This window comes from Shewanella sp. OMA3-2, from assembly GCF_021513195.1.
Classification (GTDB): Bacteria; Pseudomonadota; Gammaproteobacteria; order Enterobacterales; family Shewanellaceae; genus Shewanella.
The window spans coordinates 3,365,325-3,387,380 of the sequence record NZ_CP090974.1 but is presented as its reverse complement, the minus strand read 5'-3'; the positions used below and the strand labels follow the sequence as shown (position 1 = coordinate 3,387,380).

The 22,056-nt window shown below is 39.3% G+C and carries 18 protein-coding genes and 1 other RNA gene; 14 read left to right on the top strand and 5 right to left on the bottom strand.

What is annotated here, in order from left to right:
* Nucleotides 1-192: 192 nt before the first annotated feature.
* Nucleotides 193-1,515: a leucine-rich repeat-containing protein kinase family protein gene (locus tag L0B17_RS14940; RefSeq protein WP_235085882.1), complete on the top strand. Its 1,323-nt coding sequence runs from the start codon at nt 193-195 to the stop codon at nt 1,513-1,515.
* Here L0B17_RS14940 and L0B17_RS14935 read toward each other — a convergent pair.
* Nucleotides 1,504-4,314 carry an EAL domain-containing protein gene (locus L0B17_RS14935; RefSeq protein ID WP_235085880.1) on the bottom strand — a complete coding sequence of 937 codons (2,811 nt, stop codon included), beginning with the start codon at nt 4,312-4,314 and terminating at the stop codon, nt 1,504-1,506. The two genes, L0B17_RS14940 and L0B17_RS14935, sit on opposite strands and share 12 nt — an antisense overlap.
* A gap of 369 nt (nt 4,315-4,683) precedes the next feature.
* On the opposite strand from L0B17_RS14935, the gene L0B17_RS14930 reads away from it, so the two are divergent.
* From L0B17_RS14930 to L0B17_RS14915, 5 genes are all read left to right on the top strand, one after another.
* Nucleotides 4,684-4,875, top strand: coding sequence for a ribbon-helix-helix domain-containing protein (locus tag L0B17_RS14930; RefSeq protein WP_235085879.1), 192 nt, complete (start codon nt 4,684-4,686; stop codon nt 4,873-4,875).
* Between the two features lie 174 nt (nt 4,876-5,049).
* Nucleotides 5,050-5,394, top strand: a complete 345-nt coding sequence (locus L0B17_RS14925; RefSeq protein WP_235085877.1) for a zinc ribbon domain-containing protein YjdM — start codon at nt 5,050-5,052, stop codon at nt 5,392-5,394.
* A gap of 171 nt (nt 5,395-5,565) precedes the next feature.
* On the top strand, nt 5,566-6,144 hold the full coding sequence (locus L0B17_RS14920) for a class I SAM-dependent methyltransferase (protein WP_235085875.1): 579 nt from the start codon (nt 5,566-5,568) through the stop codon (nt 6,142-6,144).
* A gap of 4 nt (nt 6,145-6,148) precedes the next feature.
* Nucleotides 6,149-6,271, top strand: coding sequence for a hypothetical protein (locus L0B17_RS18125; RefSeq protein WP_268833998.1), 123 nt, complete (start codon nt 6,149-6,151; stop codon nt 6,269-6,271).
* A 92-nt stretch (nt 6,272-6,363) separates the two neighbouring features.
* Entirely contained in the window at nt 6,364-9,231 is a 2,868-nt protein-coding gene (locus L0B17_RS14915) for a DEAD/DEAH box helicase family protein (RefSeq protein ID WP_235085873.1), read from the top strand.
* 140 nt (nt 9,232-9,371) lie between these two features.
* On the opposite strand, the gene ssrA is transcribed toward L0B17_RS14915, so the two are convergent.
* Nucleotides 9,372-9,727: a transfer-messenger RNA gene (gene ssrA, locus L0B17_RS14910) on the bottom strand.
* Nucleotides 9,728-9,798: 71 nt separating this feature from the next.
* Complete coding sequence (gene smpB / locus L0B17_RS14905; RefSeq protein ID WP_235085871.1) at nt 9,799-10,296, bottom strand: SsrA-binding protein SmpB; 498 nt, start codon at nt 10,294-10,296, stop codon at nt 9,799-9,801.
* A 227-nt stretch (nt 10,297-10,523) separates the two neighbouring features.
* Between smpB and L0B17_RS14900 the strand changes: the two genes are divergently transcribed.
* A complete protein-coding gene (locus L0B17_RS14900) occupies nt 10,524-10,961 on the top strand; it encodes an SRPBCC family protein (protein WP_235085870.1) in 438 nt (145 codons plus the stop codon).
* Complete coding sequence (locus tag L0B17_RS14895) at nt 10,951-11,286, top strand: RnfH family protein (protein WP_235085868.1); 336 nt, start codon at nt 10,951-10,953, stop codon at nt 11,284-11,286. The genes L0B17_RS14900 and L0B17_RS14895 overlap by 11 nt, the downstream gene beginning before the upstream one ends.
* An 80-nt stretch (nt 11,287-11,366) precedes the next feature.
* Here L0B17_RS14895 and L0B17_RS14890 read toward each other — a convergent pair whose 3' ends face one another.
* Nucleotides 11,367-11,858, bottom strand: a complete 492-nt coding sequence (locus L0B17_RS14890; protein ID WP_235085867.1) for an outer membrane protein assembly factor BamE — start codon at nt 11,856-11,858, stop codon at nt 11,367-11,369.
* Between the two features lie 303 nt (nt 11,859-12,161).
* Between L0B17_RS14890 and L0B17_RS14885 the strand changes: the two genes are divergently transcribed.
* The 6 genes from L0B17_RS14885 (at nt 12,162) to L0B17_RS14860 (ending at nt 21,227) form a co-directional block, all read left to right on the top strand.
* Nucleotides 12,162-12,953: an SAM-dependent methyltransferase gene (locus L0B17_RS14885; protein WP_235089854.1), complete on the top strand. Its 792-nt coding sequence runs from the start codon at nt 12,162-12,164 to the stop codon at nt 12,951-12,953.
* A gap of 35 nt (nt 12,954-12,988) precedes the next feature.
* Nucleotides 12,989-13,201 carry a hypothetical protein gene (locus L0B17_RS14880; protein WP_235085865.1) on the top strand — a complete coding sequence of 71 codons (213 nt, stop codon included), beginning with the start codon at nt 12,989-12,991 and terminating at the stop codon, nt 13,199-13,201.
* A 3-nt stretch (nt 13,202-13,204) separates the two neighbouring features.
* Nucleotides 13,205-14,947 (top strand): tetratricopeptide repeat-containing diguanylate cyclase, encoded by a 1,743-nt coding sequence (locus L0B17_RS14875; protein ID WP_235085864.1) that lies wholly within the window; start codon nt 13,205-13,207, stop codon nt 14,945-14,947.
* Nucleotides 14,948-16,389: 1,442 nt separating this feature from the next.
* A complete protein-coding gene (gene aceB / locus L0B17_RS14870; RefSeq protein WP_235085862.1) occupies nt 16,390-18,039 on the top strand; it encodes a malate synthase A in 1,650 nt (549 codons plus the stop codon).
* Nucleotides 18,040-18,126: 87 nt separating this feature from the next.
* A complete protein-coding gene (aceA, locus tag L0B17_RS14865; RefSeq protein WP_235085860.1) occupies nt 18,127-19,449 on the top strand; it encodes an isocitrate lyase in 1,323 nt (440 codons plus the stop codon).
* Nucleotides 19,450-19,766: 317 nt separating this feature from the next.
* Nucleotides 19,767-21,227: an HDOD domain-containing protein gene (locus L0B17_RS14860; protein WP_235085858.1), complete on the top strand. Its 1,461-nt coding sequence runs from the start codon at nt 19,767-19,769 to the stop codon at nt 21,225-21,227.
* A 102-nt stretch (nt 21,228-21,329) separates the two neighbouring features.
* On the opposite strand, the gene L0B17_RS14855 is transcribed toward L0B17_RS14860, so the two are convergent.
* Nucleotides 21,330-21,962, bottom strand: a complete 633-nt coding sequence (locus L0B17_RS14855) for a nuclear transport factor 2 family protein (protein WP_235085857.1) — start codon at nt 21,960-21,962, stop codon at nt 21,330-21,332.
* Nucleotides 21,963-22,056: the final 94 nt, after the last annotated feature.

Below are 22,056 nucleotides of genomic sequence, written 5' to 3'. Positions count from 1 at the left end.
CATCAACCCCAAACTGACATTTTAGTATCCATTTAACCACTGTTATGCAGTGGTTTTTTTGTGCTGTTATTTCAGCCTGTCATTCCAATCTGTTATGGCAATATCAATTTGATGAGTATTTGCTATCAAGGGCCTGCTTCTTTACAATCCCGCGTTCATTTAGCCGATTACGACATTGACAGGAATACTACCATGCATACATTAGAACAGCTTGAATCAGGCGAATTGAAAGGGCTTTCTCGTGTGCAAATAGCGGCCAAACTCAGTGAGTTTCCTCTGGCGATATTGTCATTAGCTGACAGTTTAGAGATTTTAGATTTATCGAATAACCAATTATCAAGTCTACCTGATGACTTTGAAAAATTAACTCAGCTTCGCATCGTGTTTCTATCGCAAAACTGCTTTACTGAGTTACCTGAGGTATTAGCTCGTTGTCCTAAACTGGAAATGATTGGGTTTAAAGCCAATCAAATTAGCCATGTTAGTGAGCATGCTTTACCTAGCCAAACCCGGTGGTTGATATTAACCGATAATCAATTAAGCCATTTACCCCAGTCAATGGGGCGCTTAACTCGGCTTAAAAAACTTGCGCTAGCCGGTAACCAGTTAACCGAATTACCTGACTCTATGGCTAATTGCCGTGAACTTGAATTAGTGCGTTTATCCGCTAACCAACTGAGTCATTTACCCGATTGGTTGCTCAATTTACCCAAACTCAGTTGGCTTGCATTTGCAGGTAATCCTTTTAGCCATGTTGATGAATGTTTAAATAACAGTGTGCCAATGATAGACCCCGAACACTTGCATTTCAGTGCTCAAATTGGTCAAGGTGCATCGGGCATTATATATAAAGCCCATTGGCTTAATCGACCTACCACTCAAGCCCATTTACCCGACAATGTCGCAGTGAAGATTTTTAAAGGCGCCATTACCAGCGACGGCTACCCAGCAGATGAGCTGGATTGCTGTTTAACAACAGGCGAGCATGTAAATTTAATTCCCGCCATTGGTCAAATTCATCATGGTGAACAATTAGGCTTGGTGATGGCACTTATTCCTGAAGGTTATCAAAACTTAGGGCTGCCACCCTCATTGCAGACGTGTACCCGTGACACTTTTAATGACAATGCACAATTCTCTGTTGAAGCCATAGTGCGAATAGTTAAGCAAATGAGTGACACCATGACCCATATGCACCAGCAACAGGTTAGTCATGGCGATATCTACGCGCATAATATTATGATTGATAATGAGTGTAAGGTGTTATTTGGTGATTTTGGCGCAGCCTCTAACTTAGCTAACTTACCGTTACAACAACGCCTCAAAATGCATAAAATTGAAGTGCGTGCCTTAGGCTGTTTAATTGATGACTTGTTAGCGTTAATTACACCAGAAAATCCACAGTATTCAATACCAAAGCATGCTGAATTAACTGCTTTGGCGAAACTGTGTATGCAAGAGAATGTATTACAGCGTCCAGATTTTAAAATGATATCAGCACAGTTACTTAGTTGAATAAATGGCTAGTGCTTGAGTGATTGTTGGCGCAGGTTTGCCAAGTAAGTAACCTTGAGCATAATCAATTTCATATTGGTTAAGTAAGTTCAGAGTCGCATCATTTTCAACAAATTCAGCTACGGTCTTTTTACCCATCTTATGGGCGAAAATCGCGATGGTTTCAACCAATAATCTGGCTTTAGGATCGTTATCTAAATGACGGATTAATGAACCATCTATTTTGATAATATCAATATCTAAACTGAGTAAATGCACAAAGTTTGAATAACCGGCACCAAAATCATCAATAGCAATTTTACAGCCTAATGGTTTGACTAACTTAATAAAATGTTCCACCGCCTCATAGTTAGTAATTTCTTCACTTTCGAGTAGCTCAAAGGTTATCCGTTGACAGGTGTTTGGATCAGTTTTCAGTAAACTGATAATTATCTCTAGATTTTGTGTAATGGCAATATCATCCAAAGTGATGTTAACCGAAAAATCATAGGGTTGGTCTTTAAACAGCGCAATCGACTTTTGTAACATGCAACGCATTAACTGCGGATAAATACGTGATTGTCTAGCGGCTTTCATAAATTGATGGGGCGCTAATATTTGTCCGTCGGGGAGTTGCAGGCGCATCAAACATTCAAATTTTATAGGCGCATCAATTAAAGGCTGAATAAGCTGAACATAAGGCACCACCCAATTCTCTTGTGCAGCCTTTGCTAGCATTCTACTTTGGCGCATGTTTTCTTCAAATGCGGCTGAGTTAGCCATTTCAGTGCTAAAACAGCAATAAAAGAGTTGCTGTTTTTTAGCAAAGCGACGGGCTAAATCTGCATGTCGGTGCAACTGATTAGCTGACTTTGTGGCAGGAGAGTGTTCAACTGATAACCCCGATTCTTCTGTCACTAATGTTTGCTCATTAGCCAGCAGGGCACCGCCAATACTGACACAGATATAATATTCACTGCCTTTGATAAGCAGCGGTTTTTGGCAAATATCATCAAATAAAAGCTGCGCAAGTTTTGCCAGTTGTTGATTATTCGAGCTTGCTACAGTAGTCACGGCTGAGGATGATAGCGAATCTGATATTGATGTAGAGGTTAACACTTGAGTTGTTAATGTTACGACAAACTCATCCGGGCCAGTTTTATATAATGTAACCGGTCTGTTTCCTGACGCAAGTCGATTAGCCACTTCTAATAAAATTTCATCACCGGCATCGACACCATAAAAGTCATTAAACTCGCCGAAATCATTAATGTTAATCACCAACAAGGCGCCAATAGCTAGCTCAGCTAGATCGCTATGCAATTTTTTACGGTTTGGTAATGCCGTTAGCCCATTAAAATAGGCTTCTTGATATAGTTTATTATTTTGCACCGCTATTTGGGCAAAACTATCCTGTAAAGATTGGCGCATTTTATTGAAATTTTCAGACAACTGTTGAATTTCATCTTGGCTATTGATGGTCAATATTTGTGATAAATTGCCTTTAACAATATTTTGAGTCCATTGGGTTAACTTTAAAATATCCTCAGTGACCATTTTGCCCACGCGGGTAAATAACCAACTTGATAATACAATCACTCCCACAAGTAATAGCAACTGAAACACAAGTATTCTTAGTAGTTCATCTCCGTACAGCTTGACTTGAACCGAGCCTGCATAAAAGCCCTTTAACTGGCCTCGGGATACAATGGGTTGCACAAACTGGCTAAACCCAAGTATCAACTCTGCCGACTGGGTACGCGATGTTTCAACCTTGCGCATATTATGTGGCCGTGACGCTATCACTATTTGGCCGTTTAGGGCGTTAGTTATCGCGTTAGGCAATAAGTGTTGCCACATGCCGTTAATAAAGTAGTCCTGGCTATTATTAAATCCCAGTTGTTCAGCCCGTGACTGTTGAATATGTTGATTTTGTTCTCGATGGCGCAGGGTAATTAACTGGCCGTTTTCGTTTAATACGGCGAAGTCAGATAGGGTAATTTGAAATAAACTACTTTGAGTTTTATCAATGCGTGTGGTGGCAGGTAAAAAGAATTTTGTTAATGCATGATTGATATTATCTGTTTGTGTATTGAGATGTTCAAAATCAACTCCTTCGCCATGAAAAATCAGATGCATACCGTGTACGCTGTCGATTAAGCCCTGCTTAATTAGTTGCCTATTTAAATGCAGTTGGTAACTTAGAAATATAATTTGCGTACAGGCTAAAATTAAAATATTACTGAGCACTAATTTCCGATGAAAGGGTAATTTCTGGTGCAGTAACCAATAAAGAAAAGGTTCTAAAATACAAAAAAGTAAAAATGTGCCTAGTAACGCAGCGGTAAGGATTTGACTGATTAAGCTGACTTTTGGCCAGTCGGCAATGTGTAAAACAGAGTTGCTCCCCTCCCATGGGTTTACGGTAATGTCAGGATTGTTAGGGTCTAAAATCCACACAGGCTCAACTTGGTTTTGAATAAATAACACCAGTTTATATTCTAGTTCCCCAGGGTAAATAGGTAAATCAAACTGCCAATGCCCGTCTTGCTGCGTTAATTGATAAAAGGTGTCATCTATATGCCAGTCGCTAAAGCTTCCGCTAACAAATACTTTTTCAATAACAGCGTCTTGGTTTATTCCCCATTTATCACGGGTAGCACTATCAAGGTTGACGGGTAACTGAATATGATAAGGTTTAAGCGCATCCGACTGTAAGGTGCTAATGAAAGCATTTTGAAGCGGCCACAGTAAAAGTAAGCCAATCAATATGGCTAATCTAAACTTCCACTTATGTAAATAATGGGCAATCAAACTCATCTAATGACAACGCTTATGGTAATCATGTAGCGTCACCACTAGTTAAAAAACTGATCGAATGAAACCGCGGCACATGCCATCCTTAATACGAGTAGTAGCACACCTGACGGATAGACTAACGAGAAGATAAAATGTAGATATTTTGTTACTGATAATATGCGGTGCAAAATGGATTCGGTCAAGCCTAGCGTTAACTAAAATCACATTCTAAACCTGATATTCTAATGTCACAATTACAGTCATAAGAGTGGTAATACACGTTGCTATTGGCAGCTACAATTCTGTGCCAGCTGGAGATAAAACCAGTATCTGCATCATTGCATATAAGGTATTATCATCAAATGATAATGTTTTAAGGGAGTAACCTTGATGGAAAATAAAACCGCACGATTTACTGTGCTATTAGACCCAAATAAAAAACAGGCTTTTGAGCAACTGTGCGCATCACAAGATTTAACTCCATCGCAAGTTGTACGCCAGCTAATTCGTGGTTATCTTGAGCAGCATGATGTCAGCTACGGGGATCAAAAGCCGACTAATAACCCAAAAGTGCAAGGCTAGCGCTACTTTTAGTCTTAAAAGAGGATGCTGGATTGAGTATGAATGATAATTTTATTATAATACCATTATCATTTTTGGTCAGAATACTGCTTACAGCCCATTAGACTCATTATAGAGTCAGCATCGCATATAAAGTTCTGACTGTTATAGTATGTTAATTAAAGAGAGTTACAGATGAGCGATATAATCCCACCCTGTCCAAAATGTGAGTCACCATACGCCTATTCAGATGGTACATTATTAATTTGCCCAGAATGCGCCAACGAGTGGAACCCAAATGAAGTGGTCGTTGATCCAGATGTCATCATTCTAAGCGATGCAGTAGGTAACTTGCTGGCAGAGGGCGATAAAGTCACCTTAATCAAAGATCTTAAAGTGAAAGGGTCATCACTCGTACTTAAAGTGGGTACTAAAGCAGTAATCAACCGTTTTGCGGCTGGCGACCATGACATAGATTGTAAAGTCGATGGTAACGGCCAAATGATGCTGAAGTCGAAGTTTGTAAAAAAGCAAAGCTAATAACACAAGCGTTGAGTTAATAGCTCGCCCTTGATTTGTTTTAAGCTTACGAAAATACCTGCCAAGTGCAGGTATTTTTTTGTCGCGGTAATGTGAATTAGTTACTATACCTTTCAATTGGTTATGTTAATCTTGAGTTTATGTCTAGTCCCGAAAATACCTAAACTCAGTATGACCATAGATTTCTACAACCAGCATTCTGATGCCTTCTACTCTGATACTGTTAATGTGAATATGACAGCCCTTTATAATGAGTTTGTTCCCCTCATTCCGTTAACTGGCACTATCCTTGACGCAGGTTGTGGTAGCGGCCGTGACAGTGCTTATTTTATTAAACAGGGGTTTAAGGTTACCGCGTTTGATGCTAGCGAAGCCCTAGTAAATAAAGCGAGGTTATATACAGGCCTTGAAGTCTCACTGGCTACTTTTGACAGTTTTGACACTCGATTTAAATTTGATGCTATCTGGGCATGCGCGTCATTGCTACATGTGCCTAGTCCGTTAATTACCACTACGTTCAAGCGTTTAGCCTCACATTTAGCCGTTGGAGGCATTTTCTATTGCTCATTTAAGTATGGTGATGATGATATAAGTCGAGGAGGGCGCTTCTTTACCAATGCTAATGAAGAAAGGCTTGCTTCGTTCATTGCTCACTCTGATTTATCAATAAAAAAAACATGGATAACCCAAGATGTAAGACCCGACAGGCAAGATGATAAGTGGCTAAATGCCATTTTGATAAAACGGTAACACTATGGCTATCACTGGACATGACATAGATAACATAGCTGCTGGTTTTCAGTATCAACTTAAAGATGTGGTTGATGTTGGTCGTTTGTATATTTATATCGGTGGGGGAGTCAATATTCTGCTTTAGAGAAGCCTGCTGTATTGGTTGATCACACATTATATGATTTATCACCAACGTCATTTCATTATGTAAACTATACGAGTTATCAAAACAGAATCATGCATAGATATCAGGGGCTTTATCGTTTCTGTGCATCTGATAAGCTGCAATTACTCAATGATTGGCAAGATTTTTTATTTGATGAGATTGAAGATATTGAGTTAAGAAAGTTTGGTGCCAATAGATCTGAGGATCATATTGACCCAACGCCACCAGAATATAAATTTGCCGAGTTATTTGAACAAGTTTATGGCGCTGCCTCTATCCATGCCTTGCAAGCAGAAGCACCTTATATTGATAGATTAGGTCATAAACGTTACGTTGACTACATTCTCCAACGCAGCACCAATCCCATCGCAATTGAACTCAATGGTGAAATCTATCATCACCCTTTATCTGCTTTAGTCACTAAAAATAAATACCGTTCACAATTGTTTAAGCAGAACTCATTAGTTAACGATGGCTACCTGGTTTATCGCTGGTCTGATCGCGGCATGAGTGACGAGTTTAAATTTGAAGATCAAATAAAGGAATATTTTGGTGACGCAAATAGCTTTAAAAAATCGCCGCTTTATAGAGCACAACGAGCCTATAATTTCGAGATATATCAACATCAACAAGATGCAGTAGATAAGCTGGCCTTGAAACGTGAAAACGGTCAAAACAGTTTTTTAGTCGTGCTGCCAACAGGAACAGGGAAAACCGAAGTTTTTATTGAAGACTTCAGATTACAGTGTCAACAAGCTAAAGCTAAACAGGTGCTTGCCATCGTACCTACCCGTGATTTACGCCAGCAATTAATAGAGCGAATACAGAAACGTCTACCTAATATCCACGTTGGTCTAGAGTTATCAAATACTCAATTGGATATTGTTGTGCAAACAAGCGCCTATGTATTGCGGCATTATCGTAAATTAGCTAAAAATCATTTTGACTATATTGTTGTGGATGAAGCTCATCGAGCTGGTGCTGATGGGTTAAGGCAAGCGCTAAGTTATTTCTCTCCAGAAACTTTACTAGGCTTAACGGCAACGGATCAACGATATGATCAGTGCCAATTGGCTGATATTTTTGGTCAGTATGAAGTTGAAATGACACTAGAAGAAGCCATTCAGCAAAAGCTAGTTCCTCAAATAAGGGCTTTTCGACTAGAGTCAAATATCGACTTTTCAAAAGTGCGTTTTAATGGCAAAGAGTTTGTTAAAAGTGACTTGCAAAAAACAATCATCTTACCTTCTAGGGATCAACTCATTGTTGATATGTTGAAAAAGTATTTTTTTCCTCATAATAGCGAATACAAAATTAGCGCCCAACAGGGGGTTATCTTTTGTGTGGATATTAAACATACCCAGCGAATGGCTGCATTGTTGAATCAGTCAGGCATAACAGCGGTGGCTGTTAGCGGTAAAGATCGCTCAGGCCTTGATTTATACCAGCAAGGGAAAGTACAGATAATTTGTGCATGCGAGTTACTGAATGAAGGTTGGGATGCCCCACAAACCAGTATATTAGTTATGGCAAGGCCGACTATGTCAAAGGTGCTGTATACCCAGCAGTTAGGCCGTGGAACAAGAAATCATCCAGGCAAAGAAGCATTATATGTGATTGACGTTGTTGATAGTTATGGCGCTGTGATTAAGCCTTGGTCAATTCATGGGTTGTTTAATTTAGGATTTTATCAACCCTTTGGTGATGTGGTAAAAGATGTCCATGGCACCCTACAGCATGATCTGATTATCCTAGATGGATTGTGGGAGTCTGAACGAAGAATTGAGCCAATCAATATATTTAACTTTGAAAAAGAATTCAGTGATTTACTCAATGAAGAGCAACTCGCTCGAGAACTCTTTATATCAACGGGTACTGTTAAAGCGTGGATGAGAAAAGGTGAACTCGTTGCAAGTAAAACGATCCCCTTTGGCAGTAAAACCTTAAATTATTTCAGCCAGCAAAAGCTTAATGATCTTAGACAAGATAAAAATATCCCTATTCGTACTCAAGATACCCGTAAAGCTGATTTTATCGAGTTTATTGAAAAACGAGATTATACCTATTCATATAAAATCATCTTTATGCTGATCATGATTAACCATCATAATCCGCAAGGTGAAGTCGACATTGATAAAATGGTTCAACATTACAGTGGCTTTTACCAGACCATGTTACAGCAATATGGTCGAAGTGAGAAAGAGCACAATCCGCTAAATCGCCATGAAAATTTATTTGATAATGCATATATTAAACGCAGTATAAGCAGTAATCCATTTGAAAAATTTGAGCGGAAACGGTTCTTTTATCAGTGTAATGAACTCAGTTTAATGTCATTTGACACTGTACTATGGGAAAAGCTTGAAGACAGCGATCTAAAACAGCTTAATCAACAAATGCTAACTGACTTAAAAGATTATTACGCCAAACTCGATATTATATTAAAACCATCAGATTTAAACTCACTGAGTTTATCAACCAGTGCGTTATCTATGCTAAATGATGCACCCCAAGATAATGTTATTTACCTTCCATTCTATGAAGATTTAAAAATTGCGTGTGGGCATTTTAAAACCAGTTCAGCCGAACAAGTTAGTACCATTAAAGTCCCTGCACACTATGGCAACTTAAATTCTCAGAAACACTTCATCGCGCGCGCAAAGGGCAACTCAATGAATGGAGGTAAACAGCCTATTTGTGATGGCGATTATCTACTGTTTGAGTGGATAACGTCAGCGAGTGCGGGCTCAATATCCAATCATACTCTTGCGATTGAATTATTAGATGAAACCGGAGATCCCCAATATTTATTACGTAAAGTGAAAAAACTGGGGCAAGGTCAGTACACTTTAAGTGCCAATAATCCAGATTATCAAGACATGCAATCAACAACGTCAATGAATACCTTTGCAAGGTTTAAAGGAGTTATTGAGGTTTAGCGATGCAAATAGGACGTGGGTTCAAGTCCCGCCGCCACATCTGAATTGGATAAAAATAGAAAGTGATTTTCGCTGTAACAATATAAGTTAAAAAAACTAACAAAAAGGGCTTAGCATTGCTGCTAAGCCCTTCTATAAATTGGTGGAGGCGGCGGGACTTGAACCCGCGTCCAGAAAGCCTACATCCTCGGCACTACATGTTTAGTCTCTCTTTTATTTAACCAAGGAGTCTCCGAAAGACAGGATGCTACTTGGTGAGTCCGGTACTGTTTCGCGGTTCACCCCTGGACGGAGTTCCCTCGCTAGCACACTGTAATATGACCATCATGATCCACTGTCCACGTGCGAAACGTGTGGGTGATGGCTAGCTAGCCTAAGCTGCTAGAGAGTAGTTAGAGTCGTTTGCAACTATAACGGTGCGGCTTTTTACGAGGCCAACCGCCCCTCGACATGCTCCTTGGGTTTCGTGAATCCTGTCGAATCCAGAATCGCCCCCAATTAGTAATATCATAACGTGTTGTTTGGCTAATACCTAGCGACGATTAACAAAATATCATCGTTTGGTTATTATCCGTCCAGTCTGCTCTTTTTCATTACGCGAGACTGTTCGACTTTCCATTCACGTTCTTTGGTGTCTTCACGTTTATCGTGATCTTTCTTACCTTTGCCTAAGCCTATTTCGACTTTGACCCAAGCACCTTTACGCCAATACATGGATAAGGGGACAAGGGTGTAACCTTGACGTTCAATTAATCCGGCAAGTTTGTCGATTTCACTGCGCTTTAATAGCAGTTTTTTGGTTCTTATTGGATCGCATATAACATGGGTTGAAGCGGTATTAAGTGGTTGTATAGTACAACCATGCATAAAGGCTTCACCTTCTTTTATGTAAACATAACAATCAGATAAGTTAACTTTACCCATGCGGATAGATTTAACTTCCCAGCCCATAAGTTGTAATCCCGCTTCGACTTTATCTTCTATGCGGTATTCAAAAGTCGCGCGTTTGTTACGTGCGATGGTTGCTGAGGGGTTTTTTCCCGATTTTGAATTCTTCTTTACCATGCTTTTTTACCATCTAGGCGTTATATCGCCTGCAATTTGCCCATTTGAAAAGCGCTGTTGTGTTAACTTTTTTATTCGGTACTACAACAGATATGGGGGGAGAGTATTAATAATTCAACGATTATACCTAAATTATTAGTTTGTGTACGTCTATGTTGTGCTGCAACAGATGCCTTTTTCATTTATCGTGATAAAATCACGACATTATTTTGTAGAAGTGAGTGCAGATGCCTAAGATTTCCAAGAGTGTGTTGGTGCGCTTTAGTGCCATGCAGATGTATGAGTTGGTTAATGATGTTGAGTCTTACCATGCTTTTTTACCTGGCTGTGTGGGCGGTAAGGTGTTGGAGTTTGATGGCTCTACCATGGTGGCATCGGTTGATGTCAGTAAAGCTGGCATTAAAAAAACTTTTACAACACGTAATCAAGTTGAAACAGGTAAACGAATTACGTTAACACTGGAAAACGGTCCGTTTAAACGCTTACAGGGGTTATGGGTGTTTACTGAGCTAACAGATGATGCCTGTAAAGTAGAGTTTGATTTGGATTTTGAATTTGCTAATCCGCTGTCTGATTTAGCTTTTGGGCGGGTATTTAAACAATTGATGTCGTCTATGGTGACCGCATTTACTGACCGAGCTAAGGTAATTTATCGTGACAATTGAACAACAACCGTTTGCTGTAGATGTGGTCTATGCGCTGCCAACCCAACAAAAAGTCATTACTGTGATGGTTGAACCAGGTTGCAGTTTTATTGAGGCGGTAAGACAAAGTGATATTTGCGCTTTTTTTCCTGAAATTGATTTAGAACAGGTAAAACTTGGGGTGTTTAGTCGCCAAGTTAAGCACGATGAGGTGCTTGTGCCTGGTCAGCGTGTTGAAATTTATAGGCCGCTTATTGCTGACCCTAAAGACGTGCGCCGTAAACGTGCGGAGAAAGCTAAAGATGAAGGGCGAATTAATAAAATTACTGGCGCTAAGTTAGGTTAAGCACGCTTGCATTGCAGGCATAAAAAAAGCAGGGAGGCATCCCTGCTTTTTATTTTAGGCCTCTACCGTTATGTTGAGGTTTATTTTTTATCGTTGATAGTGCTGTTTAAACCACGTTGCTCTTCAACTAAAGGTTTTGCGTCTGGACGAGCTTCCGGAATGAGCGGGTCATCCTCTGGTTCATTGCTTGACGGTAACTTGTTTTCATCAAGCGGAGTATTAAAGTCCGCATGTAAATCATAATCACCTTCAACACGGTTAACCTTGTCATCAATAAAATGAATAATTAACTCTTTATGAATAATGCTAGCATCGCGGCCACTTTTAAAGTGATACACGTAATACCAAGTATCATCAGCAAAACTGTCACGTAAAACGGGACGCCCTAAAATATATTCAGCTTGTTCTTTAGTCATATCGATACGTAACTTATCGACTTGCTGGCTTTCCATGTAGTTCCCTTGCGGGACATCTGGCTTATAAATCAACCAGTCAAATACACTACAACCGCTTAAAGATATAGATAATGCTACTGCGCTTAACAGAGTAAGACTTTGTTTTTTGTTAATCATTGTCTGTGCTACTTCCTAAATTCTGTTGGTTATCATACCCAAGCAAACCCTATGATGACAAGGGCGGATGTGACTTGTGGCAAATTTGATTAGCTCAATAAGCATAAGTTCAATGGTTTATTATGTTTTTAAGTAAAAAAACATTGGAATAATTATTCAAATTGTTTAGCTTGAGCTATAAATTAAATGTTATTTTGCACTCTGTTACGGTATTTTAATAATAAAAATGAATAAATAATGAATAGTGTAATCTTGAACGTCAAAAATACTAAAATAGCGGCCAATTTTGAACAACCCAACAGTATCGGTAGGTTGGTTTGCGTGGGCACTGGTATGCACTTGGCTGGACAAATTAGCACATTAAGCAAAAGTTATATTGAAATAGCCGATGTGGTTTTTTCATTGGTAACTGATGGTTTTGCTCAGCGGTGGCTTGATTCGACTAACGCTGATGTGCGGTCGTTACAATCTTTTTATGCTAAACCAGACCAAGTTAAAAATCGACGTGATACATATAATGAAATGGTAGCTGCCATTTTATCAGAAGTGCGCCAAGGCAAATTAGTGGTGTGCGCCTTCTATGGTCACCCTGGTGTTTTTGCGTGTGTTGCACATATGGCAATTAAGCAAGCCCGAGCTGAAGGGTTTGAGTCGAGTATGTTACCTGGAATTTCAGCAGAAGCGTGTTTATGGGCGGATTTAGGGATTGACCCAGCTAATGTGGGCCACCAAAGTTTTGAGGCGACGCAGTTTTTACTTTATAACCATATACCCAATAACTGTACCCATTTATTGTTATGGCAAATAGCGTTGGCTGGTGAGCATACCTTGACCCAATTTTCGACCACACAAGCAAAACTTGAAGTGTTAGTTGAGCATTTGAGCCAGTGGTATCCATTAGATCATTCCGTGGTGATTTATGAAGCGGCCACCTTGCCATTCCAACAACCAAGAATTGATACTGTTGCTTTGAGTGACTTACCTTTTGCGCTACTCAAACCAATTAGTACGTTAATGATACCACCAGCAAAAAAGCTAGTGTTAAATCAACAAATTTTAGATAAATTAGGCATAACAGCTGCTAGTATTGGCTAGTTAAAAAAAAATCATAAAAACTATAAAGGAATACCATGTCTAAATTACAACAATTTGCCGAAGCGTTATCGGTTGATGCAGCATTATTAGAAGCTTATAAAGCGGATCCTCGAGGCGTTATGCTGGCAAATGGCTTAACAGTCGAACAAGTTGATTTAATTATGTCTGGTGATTTAAATGCCCTTAAAGCACAATTGGGTGATAGTTTAATGCAAGCTTACATTATGGTTACTACCCCGACTGAATAACAAATGAAATATATAGGCTTAGTTTTCTGTTTATTAGCACAATTGGTTTTTAGCCATTGTGCTTTTGCGTCTGAAAATTATGATGAGTCTTTAAGTCGAGTTGAAAAGTTACTGCAAACCGATTTTACCCAAGCTGATGTTGCAATCAAAGCTATAGAGGGGGCGCTTGATAAGCTATCTCGGCCTCAGTTGGCTGAGTTTTATACTCTGCTGAGTGCGAAGCACATATATTTATCTGAATTAGAACAGGCCAATCAAACACTGGACTTAGCGTTAACTTTCACCCCATCGGAAGCGTCACTGACCCGAATTTATCTTTATAAAACCACAGTATTTTTAATGCTTAAAAACTATGAAGCAGCGTTCTCCATGTTGGAGGTGAATTTAGCGCGTATTGAAGGGGTTCAAGATACGAGCCTAAAAGTGGCTTCTTATGTTCGTTTGTTAAATATCTTGCTTGATTTAAATGCTTATGAAGAAATGCTTAATACTGCGCAATTAGTGCTGAATATCAACCAAGGTAAAGACACTAAAAATGAATGTTATACCAAAGTCTATTTAGCGGTAGCCACCCTAAGGTTAGGGCGTTATACCGAGGCGAATGATTTATTCAAACAATCTGAAATCTATTGCGCTGATAATGAACAGCCATTAATTAAAATTATGTCTATAAAAGGGCAAGCCGAGAGTTATTTTGAGCTTGATCAGTTAGATTTGGCTAAACCGCTGTTTGAAACAGCGCTAGAAGGGTATCAATCATTTCAATTTCATCAAGAAATATATAGTGTTAAAGCTTTTTTAAGCAAAATTTATTTCTTTCAGGGTGATTATCAAAAAGCGGCGCTTTATGCGGATGAACTTAACGCTTTGAATGCAGATAAATCTAATAACCATGTAAAAAAACAAGCTAATGAAGTATTGGCTATGTTAGCCAGTCGAGATGGGCATTACGCTAAAGCATACCAATATCAAGTCGTTGCCCATGCGTTAGATTTACAAGATTTAGATGAGAGTAACCATAAACAAAATGCTTATCAAATGGCTCGTTTTGATAGCGCTGAAAAAAGTCGTGAAAATAAAAGTTTGCAGCAAGAACATGAGTTGATGGTGCAACAAAAAGATTTATTTTTGAAAGAAAAAAGTTCATCAATTATGTTTTCGACCTTGTTGTTTGGTGTGTGTATTGGTTTATTGCTTTTATTGCTAACGGCATGGCTTCAACGTAATCAATTTATGCGTCAAGCTCAGCGAGATGGATTGACCGGGATTTTTAATCGCCAGACAGGACAAGATTTAGCTGAAAATGAATTGGTGCAAGCTTTATCTAACCATAGTCATTTTTCTGTATTGATATTAGACTTAGACTTGTTTAAATCAATTAATGATCGCTTTGGTCATGCTACTGGTGATTGGACATTAAAAAAAGTTACTCAAGTTATTGAAGATATAATTCGTCCAGCAGACATTTTCTGTCGCCTTGGGGGCGAGGAGTTTGTACTTTACTTACCTAGGACAGATGAAAAAACAGCCTTTAAATTAGCAGAAACCATACGTAAAGAAGTTGAAAGTATTGATACCAAATATTCAGGTCATAATTTTTCAATTACCTTGAGTGTTGGTATAAGCTCGTTAAGTAGTGATGATTTAAGTATTGATCCATTATTAAGTCGCGCTGATATAGCTTTGTATGAATGTAAGCATCAAGGGCGCAACAAGGCGCTGGTATACCATCCAAACTTCGTCTAACGGATCTTTCGATAGCCACCACTGTACTTGATTAGCATTGTGGATATAGCGGTATGCCGCAACTATGCTAAGCGTTACGACACTGTCACAGTTACAATAGCGAAGGTTTTTGTGTTTTACCTAGGAAGCGCATCATAAAACTGATTTTTATCAACTCCCTTTTATCAACTCCCTTTTATCAACTTCCTTTCATATTGCTAGTCTCTCAATGCTTGTAAACACCATAGGCAGTATTTACGTCAATAATGTTCATAGGCTGATTAGTTTAATCACCTACCTTTCTACCAGTTTATTTCCCTACCCATTCAGTTATTCAATGCTATTCATATGCGTTTTGGCGTTATTGGCTGTCTCTGTCAATGCTTTCAGAGCGTTATCTGCTCCCCTTGTTCTGTTGAATTATCAACAATACAAAATTTGTGATGATTAACGTGTACTTTGCAGGGTGAGGCGAAATCAGTTTGATGATCTCGCGAGAAGCAGAGGGGTATTTTTAGATTATTAGCGCTATTAGCTATTTTTTATGACGTGTTAATGCGCCTTGTTTACAAAATAAATGACAAGTTTGCGACAAAATAAGCTAAATCTATTGGATTGAGCTTATTGAGCCGATCCATTAACCCAAGTCGCGGTTAATAAGCAAGATGGCTGAAATCGTGTTAAGTCTCATTTAAAAGCGAAATATTAAGTTAAACGACTAAAAAATCAAAAAAATTTAAAATAAATTAACTTATTTTTTGATAAAACCACTGAGGATGACCTTGATGATCGGATAACGTTTATCTGTATTTTTGCCGTTAAATACCTTTTATTGTTCCATTTTACGTTAACGTCAAATTAAAACGGTTGTTTAAAAGTGGGTTTTGTTTGAGTTTGGTTAACTGACTGATTCTGTTATTTAAAGTAGGGGGTACTTAAGGGGAAGGCAAAACAAGTTGATGGTTGTTTAAATTATTGTTTTGACTGCTTTTGTGTAAATTTAAGTTTACTTTATGTTTTTTAATTACGGAAGTTATTACTTTGTGTTTTTATTGGTTAATAGGTAATACCATTTAATTTTACAGGGTGAATTTCACAGTGTGTAATTTTTTATTATTGTTGTTTATCAGTGCTTTAATTGTTGCTTTTGGGTTTGGTATGACCAATTTTAAATGCTGTTTTATGATGGTTTTATACTGAATTGGTAAAGTGATGACTGTTGCAAACACAACAGTTATTGCGTAGTTTTTATTGCGAAACGAACATTTGGTGATTTTATTTGAATAAAAGGTTTTACAGATAAACGTAAGTCACTCAGATTAATTTGCAGCATGTTAAGCAAGCAACTTTAGTTACTCTGAATTATTGAGTTTATTAGTCACTTTTTATTTAAAGCAGTAATCCAAATAGAAATGTTCAACCCGTTTGTAAAACAATGACAGTCGCACCAAGGGAGCCAGGTTATGACGGCAGATCAATTAGTCGCACAGTACAGTAAAGCAACATCTGAGCAGTCCAACAGTACGCCAGATTTAGTCATTACTGGTCCCGCAATAGCAGGGCAAGATGACGTGTTTAATGATGGTGCATTAGCATTACTTGACAGCTTATGTAGCCGGTTTGCCGCTGAAGTTCCACAATTACTTGAAAAGCGTAAACAAAAACAAGCGCGTATTGATAATGGAGAATTACCGGATTTTTTACCTGAAACCCGTGCAATACGTGATGGTAATTGGTCTATTCGTGGTATTCCGCACGACTTAACAGATCGTCGGGTTGAAATCACCGGTCCTGTAGACCGTAAAATGATTATTAATGCATTAAACGCCAACGTTAAAGTGTTTATGGCTGATTTTGAAGACTCATTAGCTCCAAGTTGGCAGAAAGTGGTTGAAGGTCAAATTAATTTACGTGATGCGGTTCGCGGCGATATTGAATTTACAGCCCCTGGTACAGGTAAGCAATACACGTTAAATCCTGACCCTGCGGTGTTAGTTGCCCGTGTTCGTGGTCTGCATTTAAAAGAAAAGCATGTTGAATATAAAGGCCAGGCTATACCCGGTGGCTTGATGGATTTTGCCTTATATTTCTACCATAACTATCACCAGTTATTGGCAAGTAATTCAGGCCCTTACTTTTATCTTCCTAAACTTGAAAGCCATGTTGAAGCACGTTGGTGGGCAAAAGTGTTTGCCTTTGTTGAAGAGCGTTTTTGCTTAAAACCTGGGACGATTAAATGCACCTGTTTAATTGAAACCTTACCCGCTGTATTTGAAATGGACGAAATTTTGTATGAGCTTCGCTCAAATATTGTTGCGTTAAATTGTGGTCGATGGGATTACATTTTTAGCTATATCAAGACCTTAAAGCGTCATGCTGACCGAGTGTTACCCGATCGCCAGGCGGTGACCATGGACACCAAATTTTTAAGTGCATATTCACGTCTATTGATTAAAACCTGTCATAAGCGTGGTGCATTAGCCATGGGCGGAATGGCGGCATTTATTCCGGCAAAAGATGAAGCCACTAACGAGTTGGTATTGAACAAGGTTCGTGGCGACAAAGAGCTAGAAGCCCGTAATGGCCATGATGGTACATGGGTAGCACATCCAGGTTTAGCTGACACCGCAATGAAAATATTCAATGACTATATTGGCGGAGATAAAACCAACCAACTGCATATTACCCGCGATGTTGATGCACCGATTTTGGCGGCTGAGTTACTTCAGCCATGTGAAGGGGAACGCACAGAATCCGGTATGCGGCTTAATATTCGTATCGCGGTGCAATACATAGAAGCCTGGATCCAAGGTAATGGCTGCGTACCAATTTACGGTTTGATGGAAGACGCTGCGACTGCTGAAATTTCACGCACCTCAATTTGGCAATGGATCCAACACGGCAAGACATTATCTAACGGTCAATTAGTGACCAAAGACTTGTTTAGAAGCATGTTGGCAGAAGAACTAGTCAAGGTTCAACAAGAAGTGGGTGATGAGCGCTATCAAGCGGGGCAGTTTGCTAAAGCCGCTGAGCTACTTGAACAAATTACCACATCGGATGAATTGGTAGATTTTTTAACTCTACCCGGATATGAGCTTTTAACCGCTTAATATTAAATTACTGAATTATAGAATCTCACGCACTGCATTGTGCAGTCGTGATAACAAACTAGCAATCACACAGCAAGGAGTCACATTATGACTAAGGCAACACAACTAACTCGTCAACAACAAGTCGATGCAATCAAAAAAGATTGGGCTGAAAATCCACGTTGGAAAGGGGTTAAACGTCCATTTACTGCAGAAGAAGTGGTCGCCTTACGTGGTTCAGTCGTGCCTGAAAACACTATTGCCAAGCTTGGTGCGGCAAGACTATGGGAATTAGTCAATGGTGGCGCTAAAAAAGGTTATGTTAACTCTTTAGGTGCATTAACGGGCGGCCAAGCTGTTCAGCAAGCTAAAGCGGGTATTGAAGCTATTTATCTTTCAGGCTGGCAGGTTGCTGCTGATGCTAACTTAGCTGGCACCATGTACCCAGACCAATCTTTATATCCAGCTAACTCGGTACCCGCGGTAGTGAGCCGTATCAATAACTCATTCCGTCGTGCTGACCAAATTCAGTGGGGCAAAGAAATCAATCCAGGTGATAAGAATTATACCGATTATTTCTTACCTATTGTTGCTGATGCTGAAGCGGGTTTCGGTGGTGTATTGAATGCATTTGAACTGATGAAGTCAATGATTGATGCCGGTGCTGCAGGTGTTCACTTTGAAGACCAATTAGCGTCAGTTAAAAAGTGCGGTCACATGGGCGGTAAGGTTTTAGTGCCTACCCAAGAAGCGATTCAAAAACTGGTTGCAGCACGTCTTGCGGCGGATGTCAGTGGCGTAGATACATTAGTTATTGCACGTACTGATGCAAACGCTGCAGATTTAATGACATCAGATTGTGATGCTTATGATAGTGAGTTTGTGACTGGCGAGCGTACCTCTGAAGGTTTCTATCGTGTTAGAGCGGGTTTAGACCAAGCGATTTCTCGTGGTCTTGCTTATGCGCCTTACTCAGATTTACTTTGGTGTGAAACGGCTAAGCCTTGTCTTGAAGAAGCAAAGAGATTTGCTGATGCAATTCATGCTAAGTATCCAGATCAACTGCTTGCTTATAACTGTTCTCCTTCGTTTAACTGGAAGAAGAATTTGGATGATGCAACCATTGCTAAATTCCAGCAAGAGCTATCAAATATGGGCTATAAGTATCAGTTCATCACATTAGCGGGCATTCATAACATGTGGTACAACATGTTCGATTTAGCCTATGACTATGCACGTGGCGAAGGTATGAAGCACTATGTTGAAAAAGTGCAAGAAGTTGAGTTTGCTGCAGCAGAAAAAGGTTATACGTTTGTTTCTCATCAACAAGAGGTGGGTACGGGTTACTTTGACCAAGTGACCACCTGTATTCAAGGTGGCAAGTCTTCAGTAACTGCATTAACCGGTTCTACTGAAGAAGAACAGTTTTAAGATTTAAATGTACCGTTTTACAGTTTAGTCGCTTTGCGACTGTTGTAACCCCGTGCGGTTCTCCTACAGGCCGCACGGGACTTTTATCCAACCTTTTGGATCATAAGCTTGCAAGCTTTGTTGTTGATTCTTATTGTTGGTTTACTTCCTACCCGTAAGTTTTTAACCAACTCGCTTGTGTTACGGCCCTTAATGGGCCGCTTTTTTATATCGCGTCCTATTTTATCAACTTGAGTATTAATAAGATCTCCATCATAGAGCTATCTTGAGTATACTTGTCACAATATATCCACAATTATTTAATAAAAAAGACAACTATGACAGCCAATCAATCTCACAAAGGTGTTGAATATTGGACCAAGCGCATTAGTGATCAAGAAATGCCAGCCCTATGTTCAACCGTTAGAGATTTAGAGCAGCTTGCCAAGGATGACGTCTCCTCTTTATCGTTACTGGGTCGCAGTGTGATGCACGACAATGCGCTGACCTCACGCATTTTACGGGTTGCTAATAGTGCAACTTATAATAAAGGTATTAATCAAGTTTCTACTGTTAGCCGAGCTGCAGTGGTATTAGGATTTGATACTATTCGAAATATCTGTCTAACCGCCAGATTATTATCCAGTTTACTAGAAAGCCACAATCTTTCCGATAGTGTATTCAAGCGCTTATTAAAGCTGATGGCGCAATCATTTCACGCGGCAATGATTGCCCGAATGATGGTGAGTGATAGAGATGAGGCATTAAGGGAAGAGGTGTTTATTGCCACTTTGCTTTATCGCATAGGTGAGAGTGCTTTTTGGAGTACTGGTGGAGAATTACTAGATGAGTTAGATGCCAAATTACTCTCAACACAAGATGGTGTCGAACAGCTCAATATTATTCGTGCAGAGCTTGGTACATCATTCAATCAATTGACTCAAGGTATTGCCAGAAACTGGGGGTTAGGTGATTTGCTACTTAAAGCACTGAATAATCCGGATGAGCGTATGCCTGAAATTCGCTGTATTTTTATAGCCGATAAATTAGCTGAGTCAATTGCACAACCTCAGTTAGATCCGCAAGGTTTTCAAAAACGCTTACAACAAGCCGCTGATATGCTTGATGTTAGTTTAGAAGAACTTAATTTACGATTAATTCGCTGTAATCAAGTTACCCATAAACTGGCTGTAGATTATGGTGCTAAGGTGTTAGTTGAGTTTATTCCTAATACGGCAAACGTGTTTGAGTCACTCGACGCTCCTCAACCTATTAATATCGTTCGGGAAGCTAATTTAATGATTCAATTAGCTAAATTACGTGAGTTAACTGGTTTTGCTATAAACAAAACGGACTTTAATCAGATAATGCAAACCGCGCTTGAAGGAATATTCACCGGGGTTGGTGTTGATCGTTGCGGTGCATTGCTATTGTCACCCAATAGAAAAACGTTGTTGCCTAGAGTCTCTATGGGTGATGATGCTCAAACGATGAAAACCAATTTTGTGATTGAGTTAACCGATCAACAATCTATTTTTGCTCAGTGTATTGAACAGAAAAAACCTTACTGGATACCGCAGGTAACTGGAACTGAACCACAAAGCGTGACCGCAGATATGACTGAGAACTTATCTCGTGAAGGTTTTCTGATCGCGCCATTAATGGTAGGCACTAAGGTATTAGGTGTTTTTTATGCTGATAGGCATGCTTCATTTAGACGGTTTGAGGCCATTGATTTTGATACTTTCACCCATTTTTCACAACTCGCTAATGTGTGTTTTGGTGTGGCAATGAAATAAGCTTTCCGCTATCCATCTAGTTTAAAAAAGCCCTTAGTGATAACTCATTAAGGGCTTTAAATTAACTCGCTTTGTGGTATGTAAAGAACAATACTCGTCGTATTATTGTTTAATTAACGATGTAATACGTTTGGCTTTATCATTTGGAATTGGAAAACTTAAATGATATTGCGCTATCTTCCAACCTTGTTCAGTATTAATTAGCGCACCAGTGCCACGGCTAATGCCGTATGAAGAGCTATAAAGCTGCTCATCAAATACAATAACATCGCCAATTTGAAGTAAATGACGAGCTTGCAGATCATAACGCCAGCCTTTAGAGGGCGTAGCATATTGCTTAAATTGCACCATATTCCAACGCTCATTGGCATCAGTGCCAATAAAAATAGCATCTGGATGATATAAGCTAAAATAGTTTTCCCAGTCAGCCGACATTGCACTTTCATTTAACTGGTTGAGTAAGGCATTAACCTTATGGCTGTCTTCTTCTGTTAACCCTTGGCTATCTAATGTTTGGTCAACTTGGTTTAGGTTAGTGATAACAGCTTGTGTTTCATCACTGCTTAGCTGACTTGCGAGAGTGTGTTGGTTATCTTTCTTTATTACCGCTTTATTTGCTTGTTCAGCAGTGGTTTCACTGTCGAGTTGTTGTAACGAATTAGCGTTAATATCAAATGCACTCACTGTGGTGAGTAATACTGCGATAAAGCCCAGTTTATGAATAATTGATTGCATGGTTATCCCTGCTGATTAAACGAATATTGTGTTGTTATTGTTATTGTTATTTTCTATAAAAAGATTTTCAGTATTTTGGCTAAAAAGAGTGAGT

Bases quoted from the DNA above. Each gene is read 5' to 3' on its own strand.
- L0B17_RS14940 (WP_235085882.1), top strand. From the start codon at position 193: ATGCATACATTAGAACAGCTTGAATCAGGCGAATTGAAAGGGCTTTCT.
- L0B17_RS14935 (WP_235085880.1), bottom strand. From the start codon at position 4,314: ATGAGTTTGATTGCCCATTATTTACATAAGTGGAAGTTTAGATTAGCC.
- L0B17_RS14930 (WP_235085879.1), top strand. From the start codon at position 4,684: ATGGAAAATAAAACCGCACGATTTACTGTGCTATTAGACCCAAATAAA.
- L0B17_RS14925 (WP_235085877.1), top strand. From the start codon at position 5,050: ATGAGCGATATAATCCCACCCTGTCCAAAATGTGAGTCACCATACGCC.
- L0B17_RS14920 (WP_235085875.1), top strand. From the start codon at position 5,566: ATGACCATAGATTTCTACAACCAGCATTCTGATGCCTTCTACTCTGAT.
- L0B17_RS18125 (WP_268833998.1), top strand. From the start codon at position 6,149: ATGGCTATCACTGGACATGACATAGATAACATAGCTGCTGGTTTTCAG.
- L0B17_RS14915 (WP_235085873.1), top strand. From the start codon at position 6,364: ATGCATAGATATCAGGGGCTTTATCGTTTCTGTGCATCTGATAAGCTG.
- smpB (WP_235085871.1), bottom strand. From the start codon at position 10,296: ATGGTAAAGAAGAATTCAAAATCGGGAAAAAACCCCTCAGCAACCATC.
- L0B17_RS14900 (WP_235085870.1), top strand. From the start codon at position 10,524: ATGCCTAAGATTTCCAAGAGTGTGTTGGTGCGCTTTAGTGCCATGCAG.
- L0B17_RS14890 (WP_235085867.1), bottom strand. From the start codon at position 11,858: ATGATTAACAAAAAACAAAGTCTTACTCTGTTAAGCGCAGTAGCATTA.
- L0B17_RS14880 (WP_235085865.1), top strand. From the start codon at position 12,989: ATGTCTAAATTACAACAATTTGCCGAAGCGTTATCGGTTGATGCAGCA.
- L0B17_RS14875 (WP_235085864.1), top strand. From the start codon at position 13,205: ATGAAATATATAGGCTTAGTTTTCTGTTTATTAGCACAATTGGTTTTT.
- aceB (WP_235085862.1), top strand. From the start codon at position 16,390: ATGACGGCAGATCAATTAGTCGCACAGTACAGTAAAGCAACATCTGAG.
- aceA (WP_235085860.1), top strand. From the start codon at position 18,127: ATGACTAAGGCAACACAACTAACTCGTCAACAACAAGTCGATGCAATC.
- L0B17_RS14860 (WP_235085858.1), top strand. From the start codon at position 19,767: ATGACAGCCAATCAATCTCACAAAGGTGTTGAATATTGGACCAAGCGC.
- L0B17_RS14855 (WP_235085857.1), bottom strand. From the start codon at position 21,962: ATGCAATCAATTATTCATAAACTGGGCTTTATCGCAGTATTACTCACC.